17 protein-coding genes are annotated in these 18,500 nt (G+C 49.4%); 15 read left to right on the forward strand and 2 right to left on the reverse strand.

The annotated features are described in order from the left end of the window. The first annotated feature begins 188 nt into the window (after positions 1-188). From K7P76_RS20265 to K7P76_RS33495, 3 genes are all read left to right on the forward strand, one after another. On the forward strand, positions 189-563 hold the full coding sequence (locus K7P76_RS20265; protein ID WP_232187130.1) for a hypothetical protein: 375 nt from the start codon (positions 189-191) through the stop codon (positions 561-563). A 135-nt stretch (positions 564-698) separates the two neighbouring features. Continuing rightward, positions 699-1,400, forward strand: coding sequence for a response regulator transcription factor (locus K7P76_RS20270; protein ID WP_232187131.1), 702 nt, complete (start codon positions 699-701; stop codon positions 1,398-1,400). Then, a complete protein-coding gene (locus K7P76_RS33495) occupies positions 1,397-2,707 on the forward strand; it encodes a sensor histidine kinase (RefSeq protein WP_232187132.1) in 1,311 nt (436 codons plus the stop codon). Before K7P76_RS20270 ends, K7P76_RS33495 begins: the two co-directional genes overlap by 4 nt. On the opposite strand, the gene K7P76_RS20280 is transcribed toward K7P76_RS33495, so the two are convergent. Further along, positions 2,693-3,142 (reverse strand): GNAT family N-acetyltransferase, encoded by a 450-nt coding sequence (locus tag K7P76_RS20280; protein WP_232187133.1) that lies wholly within the window; start codon positions 3,140-3,142, stop codon positions 2,693-2,695. The genes K7P76_RS33495 and K7P76_RS20280 overlap by 15 nt on opposite strands. Positions 3,143-3,642: 500 nt before the next feature. Here K7P76_RS20280 and ilvB point away from each other — a divergent pair, with 500 nt between their 5' ends. The 5 genes from ilvB to K7P76_RS20305 all read left to right on the forward strand — a co-directional run bounded on the left by ilvB (position 3,643) and on the right by K7P76_RS20305 (position 9,944). Then, positions 3,643-5,388, forward strand: coding sequence for a biosynthetic-type acetolactate synthase large subunit (ilvB, locus tag K7P76_RS20285; protein ID WP_232187134.1), 1,746 nt, complete (start codon positions 3,643-3,645; stop codon positions 5,386-5,388). Then, positions 5,385-5,870 carry an acetolactate synthase small subunit gene (ilvN, locus tag K7P76_RS20290; protein ID WP_232187135.1) on the forward strand — a complete coding sequence of 162 codons (486 nt, stop codon included), beginning with the start codon at positions 5,385-5,387 and terminating at the stop codon, positions 5,868-5,870. The genes ilvB and ilvN overlap by 4 nt, the downstream gene beginning before the upstream one ends. A 71-nt stretch (positions 5,871-5,941) precedes the next feature. Continuing rightward, positions 5,942-7,006, forward strand: coding sequence for a ketol-acid reductoisomerase (gene ilvC, locus K7P76_RS20295; RefSeq protein WP_309244781.1), 1,065 nt, complete (start codon positions 5,942-5,944; stop codon positions 7,004-7,006). 163 nt (positions 7,007-7,169) lie between these two features. Next, positions 7,170-8,720 carry a 2-isopropylmalate synthase gene (locus K7P76_RS20300; RefSeq protein WP_232187137.1) on the forward strand — a complete coding sequence of 517 codons (1,551 nt, stop codon included), beginning with the start codon at positions 7,170-7,172 and terminating at the stop codon, positions 8,718-8,720. A 24-nt stretch (positions 8,721-8,744) separates the two neighbouring features. After that, a complete protein-coding gene (locus tag K7P76_RS20305) occupies positions 8,745-9,944 on the forward strand; it encodes an aminotransferase-like domain-containing protein (RefSeq protein ID WP_232187138.1) in 1,200 nt (399 codons plus the stop codon). A 102-nt stretch (positions 9,945-10,046) separates the two neighbouring features. On the opposite strand, the gene K7P76_RS20310 is transcribed toward K7P76_RS20305, so the two are convergent. After that, a complete protein-coding gene (locus K7P76_RS20310; protein WP_232187139.1) occupies positions 10,047-10,595 on the reverse strand; it encodes a hypothetical protein in 549 nt (182 codons plus the stop codon). 255 nt (positions 10,596-10,850) lie between these two features. Between K7P76_RS20310 and leuB the strand changes: the two genes are divergently transcribed. The 7 genes from leuB (at position 10,851) to K7P76_RS20345 (ending at position 18,474) form a co-directional block, all read left to right on the forward strand. Beyond that, positions 10,851-11,930: a 3-isopropylmalate dehydrogenase gene (gene leuB / locus K7P76_RS20315; protein WP_232187140.1), complete on the forward strand. Its 1,080-nt coding sequence runs from the start codon at positions 10,851-10,853 to the stop codon at positions 11,928-11,930. Between the two features lie 129 nt (positions 11,931-12,059). Continuing rightward, positions 12,060-12,608 (forward strand): peroxiredoxin, encoded by a 549-nt coding sequence (locus K7P76_RS20320; protein WP_232187141.1) that lies wholly within the window; start codon positions 12,060-12,062, stop codon positions 12,606-12,608. A 146-nt stretch (positions 12,609-12,754) separates the two neighbouring features. Next, positions 12,755-13,180, forward strand: a complete 426-nt coding sequence (locus K7P76_RS20325; RefSeq protein WP_232187229.1) for a hypothetical protein — start codon at positions 12,755-12,757, stop codon at positions 13,178-13,180. A 152-nt stretch (positions 13,181-13,332) separates the two neighbouring features. Further along, positions 13,333-14,142, forward strand: a complete 810-nt coding sequence (gene sigI, locus K7P76_RS20330) for an RNA polymerase sigma-I factor (RefSeq protein ID WP_232187142.1) — start codon at positions 13,333-13,335, stop codon at positions 14,140-14,142. Further along, the gene (locus K7P76_RS20335; RefSeq protein WP_232187143.1) at positions 14,139-15,383 is read left to right on the forward strand and encodes an anti-sigma factor domain-containing protein; all 1,245 of its coding nucleotides are present in this window, start codon (positions 14,139-14,141) and stop codon (positions 15,381-15,383) included. Before sigI ends, K7P76_RS20335 begins: the two co-directional genes overlap by 4 nt. Positions 15,384-15,502: 119 nt before the next feature. Continuing rightward, positions 15,503-16,891 carry an ATP-binding protein gene (locus K7P76_RS20340; RefSeq protein ID WP_232187144.1) on the forward strand — a complete coding sequence of 463 codons (1,389 nt, stop codon included), beginning with the start codon at positions 15,503-15,505 and terminating at the stop codon, positions 16,889-16,891. Between the two features lie 47 nt (positions 16,892-16,938). Further along, on the forward strand, positions 16,939-18,474 hold the full coding sequence (locus K7P76_RS20345) for a leucyl aminopeptidase (RefSeq protein WP_232187145.1): 1,536 nt from the start codon (positions 16,939-16,941) through the stop codon (positions 18,472-18,474). Positions 18,475-18,500: the final 26 nt, after the last annotated feature.

Consider the following 18,500-nt stretch of genomic DNA (forward strand, 5'->3'; position numbering starts at 1 on the left):
CATCAGCGGAGCTTTGCGAGAGTGCCTTATCGGTACTCTCTTTCTGCATGTTCGGGGCTATTGGTACATATGCGAGATGCACTCGATATTTTCTCTTACTTTTCTCCTATTGGATTTATAGAACTCTCACAATTGCCGGGTAAAATTAAAATTGTAATCAACACAAACACAAAAAGGGAGTGTAGAACATGTTCAAAACGAAGAAAACATTGATCGCCGTCCTTTCCTCGGCACTGCTTATCACGGGTGCGGGAAGCGCCTTCGCGGCATCCGGCACAACGGCCTCGACAACAGCGAAAGCGGGAACGAGCAGCACTCAGGCAACAACGAAATCAAGCACCGCTGCAGTCAAACCGAAAGTTGAAAAAGAAGATCCGAATAAAGGCAAAACGGAAAAAGTACCTGCTGTGAAACACAAGGTTACCAAACATAAGATCATTAAACATAAAAAGCATAAAAAACATATCACAACCAAGCCAACAACCAAACCAGCACCGAAGCCAACAACCAAGCCAGCACCGAAGCCAGCCGTTCCCGTCAAGAAAACAACTGCCACGAAGTAATCTTTCGCAATAACGGCAATTCATCAGAACTACAAAGGCGGGAAGCTTAGTTCCCGCCTTTCTTTTTTATGTACTGAGTAGTAATCTTAGGGAAAACCATCGTTTGTCGGCCCATGGTACGTTAGGAGGCTTGTCATGTCCCGTATAATCGTTGTGGACGATGATCGGAATATTTGCCAATTGATATCGGAGTACTTGAAGAAAGACGGGCACGAGGTCGAGGAATTTTTCAGCGGTGACGGACTGATCGAACGGATCAAGAAGGAATCACCGGATTGCCTTATCTTGGACATAATGATGCCCGGCATCAACGGCCTGCAACTGCTAACCTTAATTCGAAGCTTCAGTGAAATGCCAATTATTATGGTTTCGGCGAGGGGAGAAGAGATGGATCGCATTATGGGGCTGGAGCTTGGCTGCAACGACTTTCTGGGGAAACCCTTCCATCCCCGCGAATTGGTAGGCCGAGTCAGATCCATGATGCGTCTGGTTGAATCTTATCAAACTCCGCGAACGGAAGCTCTAAAGCCGCCTATTCGGGCAGGAAATCTGCTGATTTCAGAGGAGTACCGAAAGGTACAGATAGAGAATGGGCCGGAGTTGTCGCTTACGATTCGTGAATTTGAGCTTTTGCTGCATTTTGCGAGAAATCCCAATCGTCCTTTTAGCCGAGAGCAGGTCATTCGTCAAGTTTGGGATTACGATTTCCTTGGCGATGTTCGGGTAGTCGATGAGTTGGTTAAACGTCTTCGAAAAAAAATACTCGATTTGGCCACAGGGATTAGTATCGACACGGTTTGGGGTTATGGCTACAAGGCCACGGTGGAAACGACGTGAAATCGCTAAGAGCCCGAATTTTGTGGTCGATGATGCTCGTAATGGTGTTTTCGGTAGTCGTGACGGTTGGATTCTGCTCCCACATCGTTTACCGAATGCTTGTCGATCAAACTAAAAATCAATTACTGCTCCAGCTTGATAAAGCCGTTAGCATTCTGGAGGGCGGAAGCCCCGATGATTTGGAGCCGAGCGATTTGACGCTTCGATTTAAGAATCATCAATTTAACGCAGATTTTTATGTGGTAGATGCTTCGGGGATTGTAGCAGCCGCAAGCAATGAGGACTTTATCGGCAACCCTCCAGTCCTTCAGCTGAGTAAAGAGTATGGACGCGATATGCTGCAAGGAAACAAAGTGATGTATGTACTGCAAAAAACGGAAGGATATACAGTTGTTCTTTACACGCCGGAAAAAATATTAAAGCGCATGTTTAATGAGGCACTCCTTCTTGTTTTTGCTTCTATTACCGTAAGCAGTCTGATTTTGTACGTCATCGGTTTTCTGCTGATTTGGAAAATCACGCGCCCGATCGTTAAGCTGAAGGAAGCCGTTAATCGTTATGATCCCTATCGGGGGTTGCTCACGGTAACTCGGGTAGGAGCGACTGAAATCGACGAACTGATGCTTACGCTGCAATCGATGTCGGGTCGAATTCGCAACCACCATGAGCACCAGATTGATTTCTTGCAAAATGTATCCCATGAGCTTCGCACGCCGTTGATGTCCATTCAAGGATACGCTAACGCGATTAAGGATCAAGTCGTGTCTCAGGAGAAGGGGCTTTCCATCATAACGGAAGAGTCTTATAGATTGATTCGAATGGTAGATCGGCTTCTCGAGCTAACCAGACTGGAAAACCCGGAACTCCCGCATGAGGAACAGCCGGTCGATCTAAACGAGATGGCAAGTCAAGCAAGCGAATTATTGTCCACCAATGCTGCCGACCAAGGGGTTCAGATCACATGGACGAAACGGGAAGTTATCATCATGGTCGCTGCGGAGCAGCTTTTTCAACTTCTGATCAATCTTCTGCAAAATGCGATTCGTTATGCGGCAACAGAGGTTCGCATTTCATTCGGAACGGATAAAGAAGGGTGGTTTCTTGCCGTAGAGGATGACGGGGAAGGAGTCCCAGCCGAATGGCAAAACCGGATTTTCGACCGCTATTTCAAGGGCGAGTCCGGTCAGACGGGTCTAGGACTCTCCATTTGCCGACGAATAGCGGAGAGCCTGCAAGCCGAGCTTAAATATGAAGCATCGGAATTGGGAGGTGCGCGTTTCTCTGTGGTAAAATCAAAAATAGTTTAGAGGTTTGACTAGTTCGATGACTTTTAATGCATAGATCGTTCGAAGGGTTTGATAACCGAGGCGATGGTAGAAGCGGAGCGCGCGCGTGTTTCCTTCATCGACGAACAATTGGGATATTGTGCAGCCCTTTTTGCGTCCATACTGCTCTGCGCGTGCCATAAGCTCCGTACCCCAATGTTTATTCTGAGCCGTTGAATCAACCGCAAGCAAGTCGATAAATAAAGTTGTGCCGCGAAATTCCATATGCAGAAACCCAAACGGAGTGCTTCTCCTGGACCGGGCAGCGACTAATGTAGCGCCCCTGCGCAGCCGGCGGGTAATTTCGTAATGTAATCGGCTGTCCCGGGGATGCTGCCACGGAGAGATCGGAACTAACTGCGTACGAACAAGCGCTACAATGCTTTTATCGTCACCTTGTTGTCGCCATCGAATCATGCGGGATTCATCCCCTGTTCTTATGTCCTCGGTTAAGTCAGTTTTGCTGAATGCCGATTGTACAACGTATGAACAAGGTGTTTGAACGGTAACGGCGAAGTTGTGTATTGACGAATGGCCTGGCGAAGAATATAATTGATGCTAAATCGACTGAAATACAAATGGCCGTGATGAGGAAAAAGCGATGGGGCTCTTATGCTCAGAGAGTGTCGGATTAGCTGAGACCGATGCCTTAACCCCTGTACGCGAAGTCTCCTCGGAGCTGTTCGCCTGAACGCCCGAAAGGGTCATTAGGGAGAATCGGATTGGCGCACGTTATTGCGCTTAAGGTATGAAATATTCCCTGACTATGTCAGAGGGAAGCATACTTTATAAGGCCGTCATCGCGAGATGTGCGGCAAACTCGGGTGGTACCGCGGAAGCAACAGCCTTTCGTCCCAAGACAGCCATATTGGCGTTGGGATGAAGGGCTTTTTTATTTGTAGAAAGGAGGAGTAAGGATGAGCACACAAGGGGTTACATTGAAGTCCAAGCAAGAATTAATCGAGAAGTGGAGCAAGCCGGAAGTCATCACGGGGTCGGAAATACTGCTTCGCAGTTTGTTACTGGAGGGAGCCGAGTGCGTCTTCGGATATCCGGGCGGAGCCGTTCTCTTCATCTACGACGCCATGCACGGCTTTAGCGATTTCCAGCATCTTCTGACGCGCCATGAGCAAGGAGCGATCCATGCGGCAGACGGATATGCGCGTTCTACTGGCAAGGTGGGCGTATGTATAGCTACTTCCGGGCCGGGAGCAACGAACCTGGTGACGGGGATCGCAACCGCATATATGGATTCCGTGCCGCTCGTTGTCATTACGGGTAACGTAGCGACTAGCTTCATCGGTACGGATGCCTTCCAAGAAGCCGATATCGTCGGCATTACGATGCCAATCACTAAACATAGTTATCTGGTACGCAAGGCGGAGGACCTGCCTCGCGTGATCCATGAAGCTTTCCATATTGCGAATAGCGGGCGTAAAGGTCCGGTGCTTATCGATATTCCTAAGGACGTATCCGCGGAGAAGATTTTGTTTCAGCCGGTAACAGAGGTGAACTTGCGCGGGTACAATCCGACGGTTCAACCGAACAAGATGCAAGTGGAAAAGATGCTGCGCGCGATCGAGAAGGCCGAGAAGCCCGTCATTCTTGCCGGGGGTGGCGTAATTTACTCCGGAGCGCATGAGGAATTGTACGAATTCGTTACGAAAACGGGCATTCCGACGACAACGACATTGCTCGGTCTAGGAGGTTTCCCAAGCGGGAACGAGCTTCACATGGGGATGCCGGGAATGCACGGGACGTATACGGCGAACACAGCCATTCAAAATGCGGATCTGCTTATCAACATCGGCGCAAGGTTCGATGACCGAGTAACAATGAAGCTCAAAGGTTTTGCGCCTCACGCTAAAATCGTCCATATCGATATCGATCCTGCGGAGATCGGCAAGAACGTTCCAACCGAGATTCCGATCGTAGGAGATGTTAAAGCGGTTCTCCAACTGGCCAATGCCGGCGCGAAACGCGCGGACAAAGCGGATGCATGGCGTGCTCAGGTCAGCCAGTGGAAAGCAATGAAGCCTAACAAATACAAGGATTCCGAAGTTGAACTGAAGCCGCAATGGGTCGTATCGATGATTCACGAAACGACCAAAGGCGATGCTATCGTAACGACGGACGTTGGTCAGCATCAGATGTGGGCAGCGCAATATTATCCGTTAAACAAGCCGCGGTCCTGGGTTACATCCGGAGGATTGGGCACGATGGGCTTCGGGTTCCCTTCCGCGATCGGCGCCCAGATGGGCAATCCGGACCGGACGGTCGTCTCCATTAACGGAGACGGCGGAATGCAAATGTGCGCGCAGGAACTGGCTGTCTGCGCAATTAACAACATTCCGGTCAAAGTCGCGATTATCAACAACCAAGTGCTTGGAATGGTACGACAGTGGCAGGAGATCATTTACGATAACCGCTACAGCCATATCGACCTTGCAGGTAGCCCTGACTTCGTAAAGCTTTCCGAAGCTTACGGGGTTAAAGCATTCCGTGCTTCGAACAAGGAAGAAGCGCGCAGCGCATGGCTCGAAGCATTGCAGCATCCCGGGCCAGCCGTCGTGGAATTCGTCGTTCGCAAGCATGAGAACGTGTTCCCGATGGTCACGCAAGGTTCGACAATTGGAGAGATGCTGATGGGGGATTCCGAATGAACCGTAAACATACGATAGCGATTCTCGTGAACGACCAGCCCGGCGTGCTGCAACGGGTGTCAGGCCTGTTCGGCCGCCGCGGCTTCAACATTGAGAGCATTACCGTCGGGTCATCCGAAGAACCGGGATTATCCCGTATGGTCATCGTTACTACCGGAGATGATCATACGCTGGAGCAAGTCCAGAAACAATTGTACAAGCTGATCGACGTTATTAAAGTCATTGACGTCAGCGGCAATCCGATGGTCGGCCGGGAACTCGGCTTGATTAAGATCGGAGCGGAACCTTCGGCGCGTCCGGAAATTCTCGGTATTGTGGAGACGTTCCGCGCCGCGGTTGTCGATATCGGCCCAACGACTTTGATCGTTCAGGTTGTCGGCGATACCGAGAAGATCGATGCCATGATCGAATTGTTAAAGCCCTACGGCATTCGCGAGCTTTCGCGCACGGGCGTGACGGCGATGAATAGAGGCGTCAGATAGTGTAGAATAGAGAAGTATTTTCAGCGCCCGCTCGGAGCGGGTGTTCGAGGAGAGAAAGGCCGGCAACGGAGATCTCTCTTGGAACGCCCGCTTCGAGGGTCGACAAATTATCTTTTAATCATTTTAAGGAGGAACACAATTCAATGGCAGTTAATTTATTTCATGAGAAAGACGCCGATCTTGGCGTTCTTAAAGGCAAAACAATCGCGGTAATCGGCTACGGCAGCCAAGGACATGCCCAAGCGCAAAACCTTCGCGACAGCGGTCTTAGCGTTATTATCGGACTTCGCTCCGGTAAATCCGCGGACAGCGCGCGCAATGATGGTTTCGAAGTGCTTTCTGTTGCAGATGCAACCCGTAAAGCGGATGTTGTGCAAATTCTCATGCCGGATGAAACGCAAGCGAGCGTATACAAGAACGAAATCGAGCCAAACTTGAAAAAAGGCGCAGCCCTTATGTTCTCCCACGGTTTTAACGTTCATTTCGGTCAAATCGTAGCTCCTGCGGATGCGGACGTCCTTCTGGTTGCTCCTAAATCCCCAGGCCACATGGTTCGCCGCACTTACGTTGAAGGCTTCGGCGTACCGGGATTGATCGCCGTTCACCAGAACGGAACGGGCAAAGCATTCGACATCGGTATGGCTTATGCCAAAGGCATCGGCTGTACTCGCGCGGGAGTTATCGAAACTTCCTTCCGCGAAGAAACCGAAACCGACTTGTTCGGAGAGCAAGCTGTTCTTTGCGGCGGTGCATCGGCGCTCGTTAAAGCCGGTTTTGAAACGCTGGTCGAAGCGGGATACGCTCCTGAAATGGCTTACTTCGAATGTTTGCACGAATTGAAGTTGATCGTTGACCTGATGTATGAAGGCGGATTGGCTTCCATGCGCCACTCCATCTCCAACACGGCTGAATACGGCGACTATGTAACAGGCCCTCGCATCGTAACGGATGAGACGAAAAAAGAAATGAAACGCGTACTCGAAGATATCCAACAAGGTAAATTCGCTCGCGACTTCATCCTTGAGAACCAATCCGGACGCGCATTCCTTACGGCTACTCGACGTAACGAAGCTGAGCACCCGATCGAAGTGGTTGGCGCTCAATTGCGCGGCATGATGCACTGGATCACGAAGTAATAAGGCAATAAGCTCATAGGAAACCCCGGCATAGCATAGCCGGGGTTTTTGTTAAAGAACCGGCGTCTAATGTGATCAGAAAACGGCGTGTACCGCGAATAGATTATGTTATAATTTGAACAAAGTCATGAAATGCTTCAGGAGGTGCGGGCACGACCCTACCATGAGAAAAATTTATATTTTTGATACGACGCTTCGGGATGGAGAGCAATCTCCCGGCGTTAACCTGAACACTCAGGAAAAAGTTGAAATCGCCTTGCAGTTGGAAAGGCTAGGAGTAGATCGGATAGAAGCAGGTTTTCCTATAGCATCCCCTGGCGACTTGGCGGCGGTGCACGCGGTTGCTCTCGCCGTGAAGAATGCAACCGTAATCGGACTTGCCCGTTCGCGGGAACAGGACGTGGATGCAGTTCGCGAAGCGCTGAAGGGTGCGCGCGACCCTGGAATCCATCTGTTCCTCGCAACATCGCCGATCCATCGCAAGCACAAGCTGCGGATGGAGAAGGAGCAAGTGCTGGAGACGGCGGAGCGGATGATTCGTTACGCGAAACAGTTTTTCGATAAAGTCGAGTTTTCTCCGGAAGATGCCGGACGTACCGAACTGGATTTCCTATGCCAAGTAACCGAAGTGGCTATTAGAGCGGGAGCGACCGTCGTGAACATTCCCGATACAGTCGGCTATTTGACGCCTTATGAATACGGTAATATTTTCAAGACTCTAAAAGAAAACGTGCCGGGAATCGAGAACATTCAGTTGTCCGCGCACTGTCATGATGATCTGGGGATGGCTACGGCAAACGCCTTGGCTGCCATCCTCAACGGAGCGGATCAAATCGAGGGTACGATCAATGGAATCGGCGAACGCGCCGGCAATACGTCACTGGAAGAAGTGGCGCTTACGCTTGCGACCCGGGCGGAATATTTCCAAGCGACAACGACCTTGAATTTGAAGGAAATTGCCCGCACAAGCCGTTTGGTCAGCAAGCTTACGGGTATGGTCGTACCGGGCAACAAAGCGATCGTCGGCGCCAATGCGTTCGCGCACGAGTCCGGAATTCATCAGGATGGCATGCTGAAGGAGAAAACGACGTACGAGATCATTTCTCCGGATACGATCGGGCTAAGGGATAGCAAGCTTGTTCTTGGCAAGCACTCCGGACGCCATGCTTTCCGGGAGAAGCTGATCGATCTTGGATACGAGCAGTTGACGGAAGATCAAGTGAATGCGGCTTTCGGTAAATTCAAGGATGTCGCGGACCGTAAGAAAACCGTCAGCGATGAAGATATCCGCGCGCTTCTTGAGGAGAAAATCATCGAGACCCCCGAAGTGTTCGCGCTGGAACAGCTTGTTGTTTCCTTCGACAGCCATTCGACTCCGAAAGCGACGGTAACGCTCAAAACTACTCAAGGAATCGTGAAACACGAATCCGAAGGCAACGGTACGGTGGATGCGATCTATCATGCGATCGATGCGCTTACCGGCGAAACCGTGGAGCTCGACGATTACACGATTAAATCCGTAACCGACGGGACCGATGCGTTAGGCGAAGTCCACGTTGTTCTTAAGCAAGAGGATTCTTCCGCGCAAGGCCGCGGAGTGAGTACCGATATCTTGGAAGCCAGCGCGCGCGCTTACGTCGATGCGTTGAACAGGCTTATCGACAAGCGCAACGCGCCAACCCGCAATCGCCGAGACAACGTCACGTTGATTTAACAGTTCAGGAATGGGGAGCGACAGATGAACTATCAATTTTCCGCGAGATTGGGCACTTTTTCCTCCTCGGCGGTCCGTGAAATTTTGAAGCTGACGCAAAGAAAATCGATCATTTCATTCGCCGGCGGTTTGCCCGCCGAGGAGCATTTCCCGGTCGCTGCGATCGGGGAAGCTTTCCAGCGGGTGCTGGCGGCAGGCAACAAGGCATTGCAGTACGGTCTAACGGAAGGCTACTTGCCGCTTCGCGAGAGCATCTGCGGTTGGATGGCGCGCAAAGGGGTAACCGTAACTCCGGACGACATGCTGTTGACGACAGGATCGCAGCAAGCCATCGATTTGCTGACCCGGATTTATATCGATCCAGGCGACGTGATTTTGGTGGAACGACCAACCTATTTATCCGCGCTGCAGGTGTTTCGTTCTTATGGCGCTACCCTGATATCCGTAGATACGGACAATGACGGAATGGATTTGGACGACTTGGCGGCCAAGCTGAAGCAGTACCGTCCGAAAATGATTTACGTTATTCCTACGTTCTCCAACCCAACAGGCAAGGCTTGGAGCCTGGAGCGTCGTAAAGGCGTGCTTAAGCTGTGCAGGGAGAGCGATACGCTCATCCTGGAGGATGATCCTTACGGCGAATTGAAGTTCGGAGATGCATCGGTAACGTACCCGTCGATCTTTTCCTTAGATGAGCATCCAAACGGTTCTTGCGTCGTCTACACGAGTACTTTCTCCAAAACCGTGGCACCCGCGCTTCGGACGGGTTGGGTCATGGCCGATCCCGAAATCATCCGCCATATGGCTCGCGCCAAGCAGGCTGCTGATTTACATTCCAGTTCGCTCGATCAGCAAACGCTGTATCAATTGATGGAGCATTTCGATCTGGACGGTCACATCGAGTTCGTCCGTAAGGAATACGAGTCTCGCATGCGCCAGATGGCAGACCTGCTGCGCGAGCAGCAATGGCCGGGCGTCGTGTGGAACGAGCCAAAGGGCGGCATGTTCTTCTGGTTGGAGCTGCCGGAATCGGTCGATACTGCAGACTTGCTCAAGACGGCAGTCGATTTGGGCGTTGCATTCGTACCGGGAATTTCGTTCTTCGCGGACGAAGACGCTAAGAAAAACACGATGCGGCTCAACTTCACCCATAATGATCTCGAAGGTACCGTCAATGGGATGAAACGGTTAAATCAAGCGATGGAGAGCGTACTGGTGAAGTGAGGATGAGGAACAACAGAGGAGTAAACCAAGGGAGTATAATGCTCCGATGGTTTACTCCTCTTCATTTACTCTTAATTTACTCTTCGTTAACCAGTACCCTCATTACGTTCTCCATAGAGCCGCAAGCTTTTTTCGATACTTGCTTTCTTCCTCTGTTTCAATCAGGTTTAACGCTTTTTGTTTTATTTCTTCATCTTTGACTTCATCATATAATTTTTTTAGACCTTGAATAATATCGGATCGAATCAAAGTATAATTTTTCTCGTCTTTACAGTTATCAAAACGATTAGCAAGCTGACTGACCACCATCTCTTTTTGTTCAGGTCCGGCTAAACCAATTTTCCAAACCGATTGCAAGCTGTGCCTTGCGGTGACAAACATCTTATCTTTTGTCACTTCCCATAAGGCTGGGAAATCCCTGAGTATTCTCTTCTCAGGATCGCTTTTGGCCAAACTGGAAAGAAATTGCGCAGCCCTTGATCTTCGATGATTATCAGGATGAGCCAGATCTTCCTTTAATTGATCCCATACTTCATAAGACCAATCCACTTCTTCTTCCGTAGCTTTCATAATATGGACGTAGGCCTCGTACCGAAAGTCTTTATCCTCATTGTCTGGATTATCAAAATAAGATCGAATAATACTGTCCATTTCCATCCTCCCACTTAATCCGGATCGATTTTGCGATACAACTGAATTGTCTTATGATTTTTTTCCTAGGTCAACTGCCATGATACACTATACTGGGCGACGTATACAGAGTCACCGTTAGGTCCATTGTTTTAATAGTCATTGCCTATAGAATCCATAGTTATTATCTATTTTGCCACTTGGGCACATATGTACTACAATTGAGAGATAGTCTCAATGGACAACCTATAACCTAAATTGGAGTGAATCATAACCATGTCAGAAGTTAAAAAAATTGCCGTCATCGCCGGCGACGGTATCGGTCCGGAAGTCGTAGCGGAAGCCGAGAAAGTATTGAAACGTACGGAGGAACTGTTCGGCTACAAATTCGAGCTTGAGCATGGCCTGTTCGGCGGTATCGCCATCGATGAAAGAGGCACGCCGTTGCCGCAAGACACACTCGAAATGTGCCGTAAAGCGGACGCTGTTCTGCTTGGCGCGGTAGGCGGACCGAAATGGGATAACAACTCGAAAGAGCTTCGTCCCGAAACGGGATTGCTCGGCATTCGGAAAGCTCTTGGCCTTTTCTCTAACATTCGTCCTGCTGTCGTCTTCGATTGCTTGAAGGACGCTTCCACCCTGAAGCCCGAAGTTCTAGAAGGCACTGACCTGATCGTTGTGCGCGAGCTAACGGGAGGCATTTACTTCGGCGAGAAATTCCGTCGTCAAGGCGCACATGGCGAAGAAGCGGTTGATACTTGCGTATACAATGTGACGGAAATCGAACGCATCGTGCGCCAAGCGTTCGAAGTCGCTCAGAAACGCAGCAAGAGATTGGCTTCCGTAGATAAAGCGAACGTACTGGAAACTTCCCGTCTATGGAGAGAAACGGTTAATCGTATCGCGCCGGAATATGCGGATGTTGAAGTGGAGCATGTACTCGTAGACAACTGCGCTATGCAGCTGTTGCGTCGTCCGTCGAGCTTCGACGTTATCGTTACGGAGAACATGTTCGGAGATATTCTGAGCGACGAGGCAGCGATGCTGACCGGTTCAATCGGGATGTTATCCTCCGCTTCGCTCGGTGAAGGCAGCTTCGGATTGTACGAGCCTGTCCACGGCTCTGCTCCTGACATTGCGGGACAAGGCATCTCGAACCCGATTGCTACGATTTTGTCGGTCGCGCTAATGTTCCGCCTTACTTTTGGCTACGAAGAAGCGGCAGCCGCAATCGAGAAAGCAGTTAAGAACGTACTTGATGCCGGACATCGCACGGGAGATATCGCAGTCGATAAGAGCAAAGCGATCGGAACGACGGCTATGGGCGATCTGATCGTTGCAGCTATAACGCGTTAATTATAATAATTCTAAAAAAAGAATTGTTATCATCTTGACTAGTTTGTCCGTGAATGGTACGATTTTTAGCGTGAGCAATAAACAGAAAGCACTGGCGACAAGGTCGGGCTTATAGGAGGTTTTTTGAAGATGGCAGAGCGTTTGGTAGGTCGTCCGGCACCGGATTTCTCTTTGGAAACAGCGCTAGGAGACGGCAAAGATTTCGGTAAAGCATCGCTGTCCGATTATCGTGGCAAATGGTTGGTATTGTACTTCTATCCGCTTGATTTCACTTTCGTATGTCCTACGGAAATTACGGCTCTATCCGAAGCGGCCGAAACTTTCAGAGGACTGAATACCGAAGTTCTCGGCGTCAGCGTAGACAGTAAACACAGCCACCGCGCTTGGATCAATACGCCTAAGAACGACAACGGTCTTGGCCAATTGAACCATCCGCTTGCTGCGGATATTACGAAGCAAGTCGCTCGCGACTATGGCGTCCTGATCGAAGAAGAAGGTATCGCGCTGCGCGGCCTGTTCATCATCGATCCTGATGGCGAATTGAAATATCAAGTCGTAAACCATAACGATGTAGGCCGCAGCGTTGAAGAAACCCTTCGTGTGCTGCAGGCGCTGCAATCCGGCGGTTTGTGCCCGATGAACTGGAAAGCAGGCGACAAGCACCTCGTCGCTAAGTGATAACATCAGCTTGATCAAGCAAGCTCCTCGGAAGAAATTTCCGGGGAGTTTTTAGTCTCTTGCAGTGTAAAAGCGGCAGGAATTGTGTTTATGGGTAGAGAATATAGTGAGAAGAATAAAGGATGCTTTTGAAGGAGGGGAAGGCGATGAGCTTCTGCTGCGGAGCTAGCATGATTGGAACAAAGGGGACGTTAAAGCACTATAGAACTCGGATTCACAACGTGCCGATATTGTTCTGTCCGGTTTGTCACCGTATCGAAGTGCACTATCTGGTGGAGAATGAATACGAAATTTTGGCCGAATATGCGCATGGCGACGGAGCGTCGGAAGTCGACTTCCATGATTATGTGGATGAATCGGACAAAGCCCTCCACGAGAATTGCGTCAACAACGAAGACGAAGATCCAATGCTTATCGTGCAAAGCCAGATCGATATGTCGCTTGATTTGCTTACATTCGCTAAGGAAATCGGTGATTCCGAATGGGAACAGCAATTGAAGAAACGCCTGATCGTTCTAAGCCAGAGGCGCCATAAACTGAAATTGAAACGAACTCCAGGAGGCACGATCTAAGAGGGCTGCTGGTGTAAGCATAGAAGATGAAACCATTGAGGACTGCCCTGAAGTAGATCTCTTCTGCTTAGGGTAGTCCCTTTATTTATTGTCGGGGGATACCCCCTCAAAATCGGACAGTCATTCGAATGTTATGAGTAAGGGGTGAGCGAGTGCTGCTCGTACTTTGGAAAAAATGGCGTCATTCATCGAGTAATTCGGCTCGTTCTCCGGACAACGCAGAGGCTCGAACTCCAGAACGTATGGTAGAGCAAATCCAGAATGGGGACCATGAGCTGAGAAATGAGCTGATTCGTCAATATCATCCATATGTTTTAAAAACAACCAGCCGATTTTTTCGCCGATATATCGATCCGCAGCAAGATGATGCTTTCAGCGTAGCGTTAGCTGCTTTCAATGAAGCGATTAGCGGGTATTCTCCCGAAGGCGGCAGGCTATTTTTGGGTTTCTCTGAAACGGTTATTAACCGGAGGTTGATCGATTACGTCCGGCAAGAAAGCAGGCATGCCGCAGTGGTCCCCTACAGCGCCTTCGATACGGAAGCTGAAGACGGCGGCGGCGAGATCAACCACATTGAAGTCTCGCAAGCTATAGAGGCATATAACCAAGAGCGAACGTCGGATGAGCGGAAAATGGAAATTGCAGCACTAACGGCAGAGATGGAACTGTATGGGATTACTTTTAATGATTTGGTCCAGCATTCTCCACGCCATCAAGATTCTCGGGAAGCATTGCTGAGGATGGGAAGAAGATTGGCAAGCGAAGAGACGATGTTCCGCTTCCTTCGCGAGAAACGTCAGTTGCCTATTAAAGAGCTATGCGAGGCTGAAGATATATCGCGGAAGACGGCCGAGCGCCATCGCAAATATTTGATCGCCGTCAGTCTGATCGCTTACGGCACATATCCATTTTTACAGGGATATATCGGATTGGACCGTTACGGAAAGGGGGAAACGCCATGAATCGGGGAACGGTTATGGCTCTGAATAAAAGAACGGCTGTCGTGTTAACGCCGGATGGGCAATTCGTACGGGTCAAAAGGCAAGCCCAGTTCGAGGTAGGTGAAGAGATAAGCCATTCTGTTGCTATTCGTTCGCTTCCCCGTGTTCGGCAACGGTTGTTGCAGGCTGGTGTTTTTGCTTCAGCTTTAGTGTTGGTCCTGTTAAGCTTTTTAATGTTTCGAACGCCTCCCGTTGTCGCTTACGTCACAATGGACATCAACCCTAGCATAGAACTGGGACTGGACGCCAAGGAACGGGTAAGAGAGCTGCGCGCGGTTAATAAGGATGCTGAGGTCATTATCGCAGGCTTGAAATATCGTGGTCAGGATTTGGAGAAGGTAATGAACGAACTGGCCCGCAAGCTAGTCGATAAGCATATCCTAACGCTGGATGACGGGGAAGTCGTAATTGCTAGCGTTCCAGTAAGAGTGGTAGGGGATCAATGGGAGACACAGGTTACGCGGAAAATGACGCAAATTCTCAACGATGCAACTAAGCGGGGAAATCCTGAAAAGGCGGTTAGTCTTGACGTAACGACGATTTCCTTGCCCGTGGAAGTGCGAAACGAGGCTGAGGCTAACGGAGTTTCTTCCGGTAAGATGGCCTTCTGGCTCATCTCGAAAAGCCAGGGGCACGAATTGTCGATCGAAACTTTGAAGAGCCAGTCGCTCAAGAAAATTGCCGCTTCGTGGGGAGGCGTCAATAAGGTTATGAGTAAATACGAGCAAAAGAAAGAAGACAAGGAAAACAAGGTTGAGAAAATAGACAAAAACAAGGACAAGAACAAGGACAAGAACAAGGACAAGGGTAAAAACGAAGACAAGAGTAAAAACGAAGACAAAGGCAAAAATGAAGACAAGGGAAAAAATGAAGACAAAAGTAGAAACGAAGACAAGAGTAAAAACGAGGATAGAAGTAACAGGGAGAACAAGCTAGACAACAAGGCAGAAAACAACGATGACAACAAGGACAAAAATAAAGACGGAACAAAAGACGAGGAAGATAAACCCGAAAAGGCTAACATGAAGAATGATAAGAGCAAACGCATCGACGATAATAAGCAGGATGATAAGTCCGATGACAACGACGATAACGAGGCTAAAAGCAAGAGAGAAAATAAGAAACGCGATAAGAAAGAATCATGGAATCGACTGATCGATGAGGCTAAACAGAATAGGCATTCGAACAGGGATGATGACTGATTTCAGCGTTCGTCATTGATCGACAACTTCTCCCGTTGACAGTGTTGCTCTTTAATGGCTATGATTTGATTAATTTGATCTTGCCATAGCAACAGCTTTGTTGATGGGAGGAATGCAAGATGGACGGATGGAGAACGCGTTATTTTCCGATTCTTGCCGAGTTTGTTCGAAGCGGGGGACAATTTGTCCGTCCTGAGACAAGGGAATTATGGAGAGAACTAAGTCATTTGCCAGCCGACGACATTCTGGAGCATCACGAAGAGAGCGTGAAGTTTCTGCTTTCCTATGCAGATCCCGAAGACCGGATGACTTTCGTTCACCGGTCTCTTTTGTTTATAACGGAGTTGCTTATTTCTTTGCGTCTACCGGAAGGGGCGGCGGCAAGAGAAGAGGCCGATGCGGAACGATTGCTTCTTAGCGCCAGCGCGATTCATTCGGCGCCTATGGAAGAAGAGCATCCGAATAAATTTGAAACCGTTCTCCAGCATATGGACAGCGGAATTGCTTTATTCGACGGCGCAGGCAATTTACGTTTCCTAAACGTTCAGATGTCGAGGATGCTACAAGCCCCTAGAAGATCGTTAATCGGCTGCACGCTTTATCAGCTTTTTTTTCATGCCAATCTCCAACTATCGGTTCGTAGAAACTTCTTGCGGATTTATAGGGAAATGGTATTGTATCGCCGATTCCGCGGTGAATTTCAGGACGCGAACGGGCGGTTCCTGCTCGTAAGCATTTCGCAAATCGAGGAATTGGACGGAGATTATTTGATTAGCGTTAAAGATGTTTCAGAGTACAAACAGATCGAACAAACCGCTTTTCAGAACGACAAGCTCGCAATGCTTGGGAAAATCGCCGCCGCTATAGCGCATGAAATTCGTAATCCGTTAACTTCGATTCGGGGGTTTATCCAACTGCTGAATCCTTATCTTAAGGAAGTCGGCAAACAAGAATATGGACGGATTATTCTCTCGGAGATTGATAGGGCCAACGATATCATATACGAGTTTCTTAACTCCTCCAAACCGTCGGCACCGATGAAGCAAACCGTTCTCGTGGGTCTTTTGCTTAAGGAATCGATATTGCTGTCGGAGAGCGAAGCGTTAATGAAGGGGTGCGAGCTGCATAGTGAAATTTTCGATCCCTATTTGACCGTTGCCGTAGACGTAAAACAAATCAAACAAGTATTTCTGAACATCGTGAAAAATGCAATGGATGCCATATATGAAGTGAAGGGCGAACGTAAAGGACTAATCGATATATCGGCAAGACGGGAAGGGAAATATGCCCTTATTTCGATTAAAGATAATGGCAAAGGAATGGAACGGGCAACCTTGAATCGTCTGTTCGATCCTTTTTTTACGACGAAAGATGAAGGCACGGGCCTAGGCCTGTCCGTTAGTTACCGCATAATTTGCAATCACGGCGGAACGATTCATGTCGATAGCCAGTTGAACGAAGGGACGGAATTTTTAATTTATTTGCCATATGTCGAGGGAAAAGAGTAGAATCTGGTTTAAGTAAGAGATTTCACTTAGGGTGGGAAACAATCCTCATGTTATGGACACGATGGCCTTTGAAATGGAAGACAACCCTGCAAGGAGTTAGGGGCTCGGATCAAGCTGCCGATTTGATTATTGTTATCACGGATCGGGCAGCCATCGAAAACAATCGCGAGCTGCTGCACCCGGAGTTGGATAAGGGCTTGCGCGATATGGCGAAGCGTGGTGCGTTCCAAGGCAAATCAGGAGATACGGCGTTGCTGCCGACTCTAGGGTTGATTCCGGAGAAGTACGCCTTATACGTTGGCTGCGAGTCTGCTCCTTATACTTCAAAGGCGCTGCGGGATGCTGCGGGCAGCCTAGGAGCGAAATTACTGGCCTACAAAATAAAGAAGGCTGTCTTTGTTGTGCCCGCAGGTTTGTCCCAATCCATGGTGGAGCGTCAATATAGGACGGCTTCTTGTGCAGTTATGGAAGGGTTACTGCTTGGGTTGTATCGGCGAAACAGCCACTCGATGTCGGGGAGAACGGTCTCGTCTCTGGAAGAAATCGAGTTTGTTGTTCGATCGGAAGTTGACGTTGATGAATGGAATATTGGCTTGCAGCAAGGCTTTCAAATTGCTGATGCGGTTTGTTATGCGCGCGAGCTGACGAACGAACCCGCGAATCGGCTTACACCGGAGCGGCTGGCGGAGGAAGCGCGATTGCTCGCTGATGAGTATGCATTGGATTGTCGAATATTCAATGAGGAAGATGCCGTTAAAGAAGGTATGGGCGGTCTGCTGGCCGTAGGCCAAGGAAGCGCCAATCCGCCTCGTATGATCGTCATTCATCATAAAGGTAAACCGGACTCCAAGGAGACGCTCGGTTTGATCGGCAAAGGAGTGACCTTCGATACAGGCGGAATATCAATTAAGAAGGCGGCAGGCATGGAGGAAATGATTTCCGACATGGGCGGCGCGGCGGCGATCATGGGAGTCATGAGAACGATTGGCGAGTGGAAGCCGGCTATGAATATCGTGGCGGTCATTCCGGCGGCGGAGAATATGCCTTCAGGAAGCGCATTTAAACCCGGGGATGTCATTCGCACCTACAGCGGGAAAACAGTCGAAGTACTGAATACCGATGCGGAAGGTAGAATCGTATTAGCCGATGGATTAACGACCGCATTACGTCATGGTGCGACATCGCTTATCGATGTCGCGACTTTGACCGGCGCAGTCATGCATGCTTTAGGCGATGTGACGACTGGAGCGCTCACCAATGAAGAAACTATGCTGCAGAGCTTTCTGCAATCTGCCCACCGTGCAGGGGAATACGTATGGCCTTTGCCAAGCCATCCGGAGTATGAGCGCTTACTCAAGAGCGAAGTGGCCGATGTGAAAAATCATGGAGGCACATGGGCGGGCGCGATTGCGGGGGGATTGTTCGTAGGTTATTTTGCCGAGGAGCGTCCTTGGATTCATCTGGATATCGGGGGAACGGCCTGGATGTGGGATGACCGAGGGTTCGAGAGCAAAGGCGGAACGGGCGTTATGGTACGTTCTTTGCTTGAATATATCCGTAATGAATCGGGTTATGTAGGTTAAGGGATATGCAACAACATGGGGGAACA

The organism is Cohnella silvisoli (genome assembly GCF_021190915.1).
Classification (GTDB): domain Bacteria; phylum Bacillota; class Bacilli; order Paenibacillales; family Paenibacillaceae; genus Cohnella; species Cohnella silvisoli.

Coding starts and splice junctions, on each gene's coding strand:
- K7P76_RS20320 (WP_232187141.1), top strand. CDS start 12,060: ATGGCAGAGCGTTTGGTAGGTCGTCCGGCACCGGATTTCTCTTTGGAA.
- K7P76_RS20340 (WP_232187144.1), top strand. CDS start 15,503: ATGGACGGATGGAGAACGCGTTATTTTCCGATTCTTGCCGAGTTTGTT.
- K7P76_RS20300 (WP_232187137.1), top strand. CDS start 7,170: ATGAGAAAAATTTATATTTTTGATACGACGCTTCGGGATGGAGAGCAA.
- ilvN (WP_232187135.1), top strand. CDS start 5,385: ATGAACCGTAAACATACGATAGCGATTCTCGTGAACGACCAGCCCGGC.
- K7P76_RS20325 (WP_232187229.1), top strand. CDS start 12,755: ATGAGCTTCTGCTGCGGAGCTAGCATGATTGGAACAAAGGGGACGTTA.
- K7P76_RS20265 (WP_232187130.1), top strand. CDS start 189: ATGTTCAAAACGAAGAAAACATTGATCGCCGTCCTTTCCTCGGCACTG.
- leuB (WP_232187140.1), top strand. CDS start 10,851: ATGTCAGAAGTTAAAAAAATTGCCGTCATCGCCGGCGACGGTATCGGT.
- K7P76_RS20335 (WP_232187143.1), top strand. CDS start 14,139: ATGAATCGGGGAACGGTTATGGCTCTGAATAAAAGAACGGCTGTCGTG.
- K7P76_RS20305 (WP_232187138.1), top strand. CDS start 8,745: ATGAACTATCAATTTTCCGCGAGATTGGGCACTTTTTCCTCCTCGGCG.
- K7P76_RS20280 (WP_232187133.1), bottom strand. CDS start 3,142: ATGATTCGATGGCGACAACAAGGTGACGATAAAAGCATTGTAGCGCTT.
- K7P76_RS20310 (WP_232187139.1), bottom strand. CDS start 10,595: ATGGACAGTATTATTCGATCTTATTTTGATAATCCAGACAATGAGGAT.
- ilvB (WP_232187134.1), top strand. CDS start 3,643: ATGAGCACACAAGGGGTTACATTGAAGTCCAAGCAAGAATTAATCGAG.
- K7P76_RS20270 (WP_232187131.1), top strand. CDS start 699: ATGTCCCGTATAATCGTTGTGGACGATGATCGGAATATTTGCCAATTG.
- K7P76_RS20345 (WP_232187145.1), top strand. CDS start 16,939: ATGTTATGGACACGATGGCCTTTGAAATGGAAGACAACCCTGCAAGGA.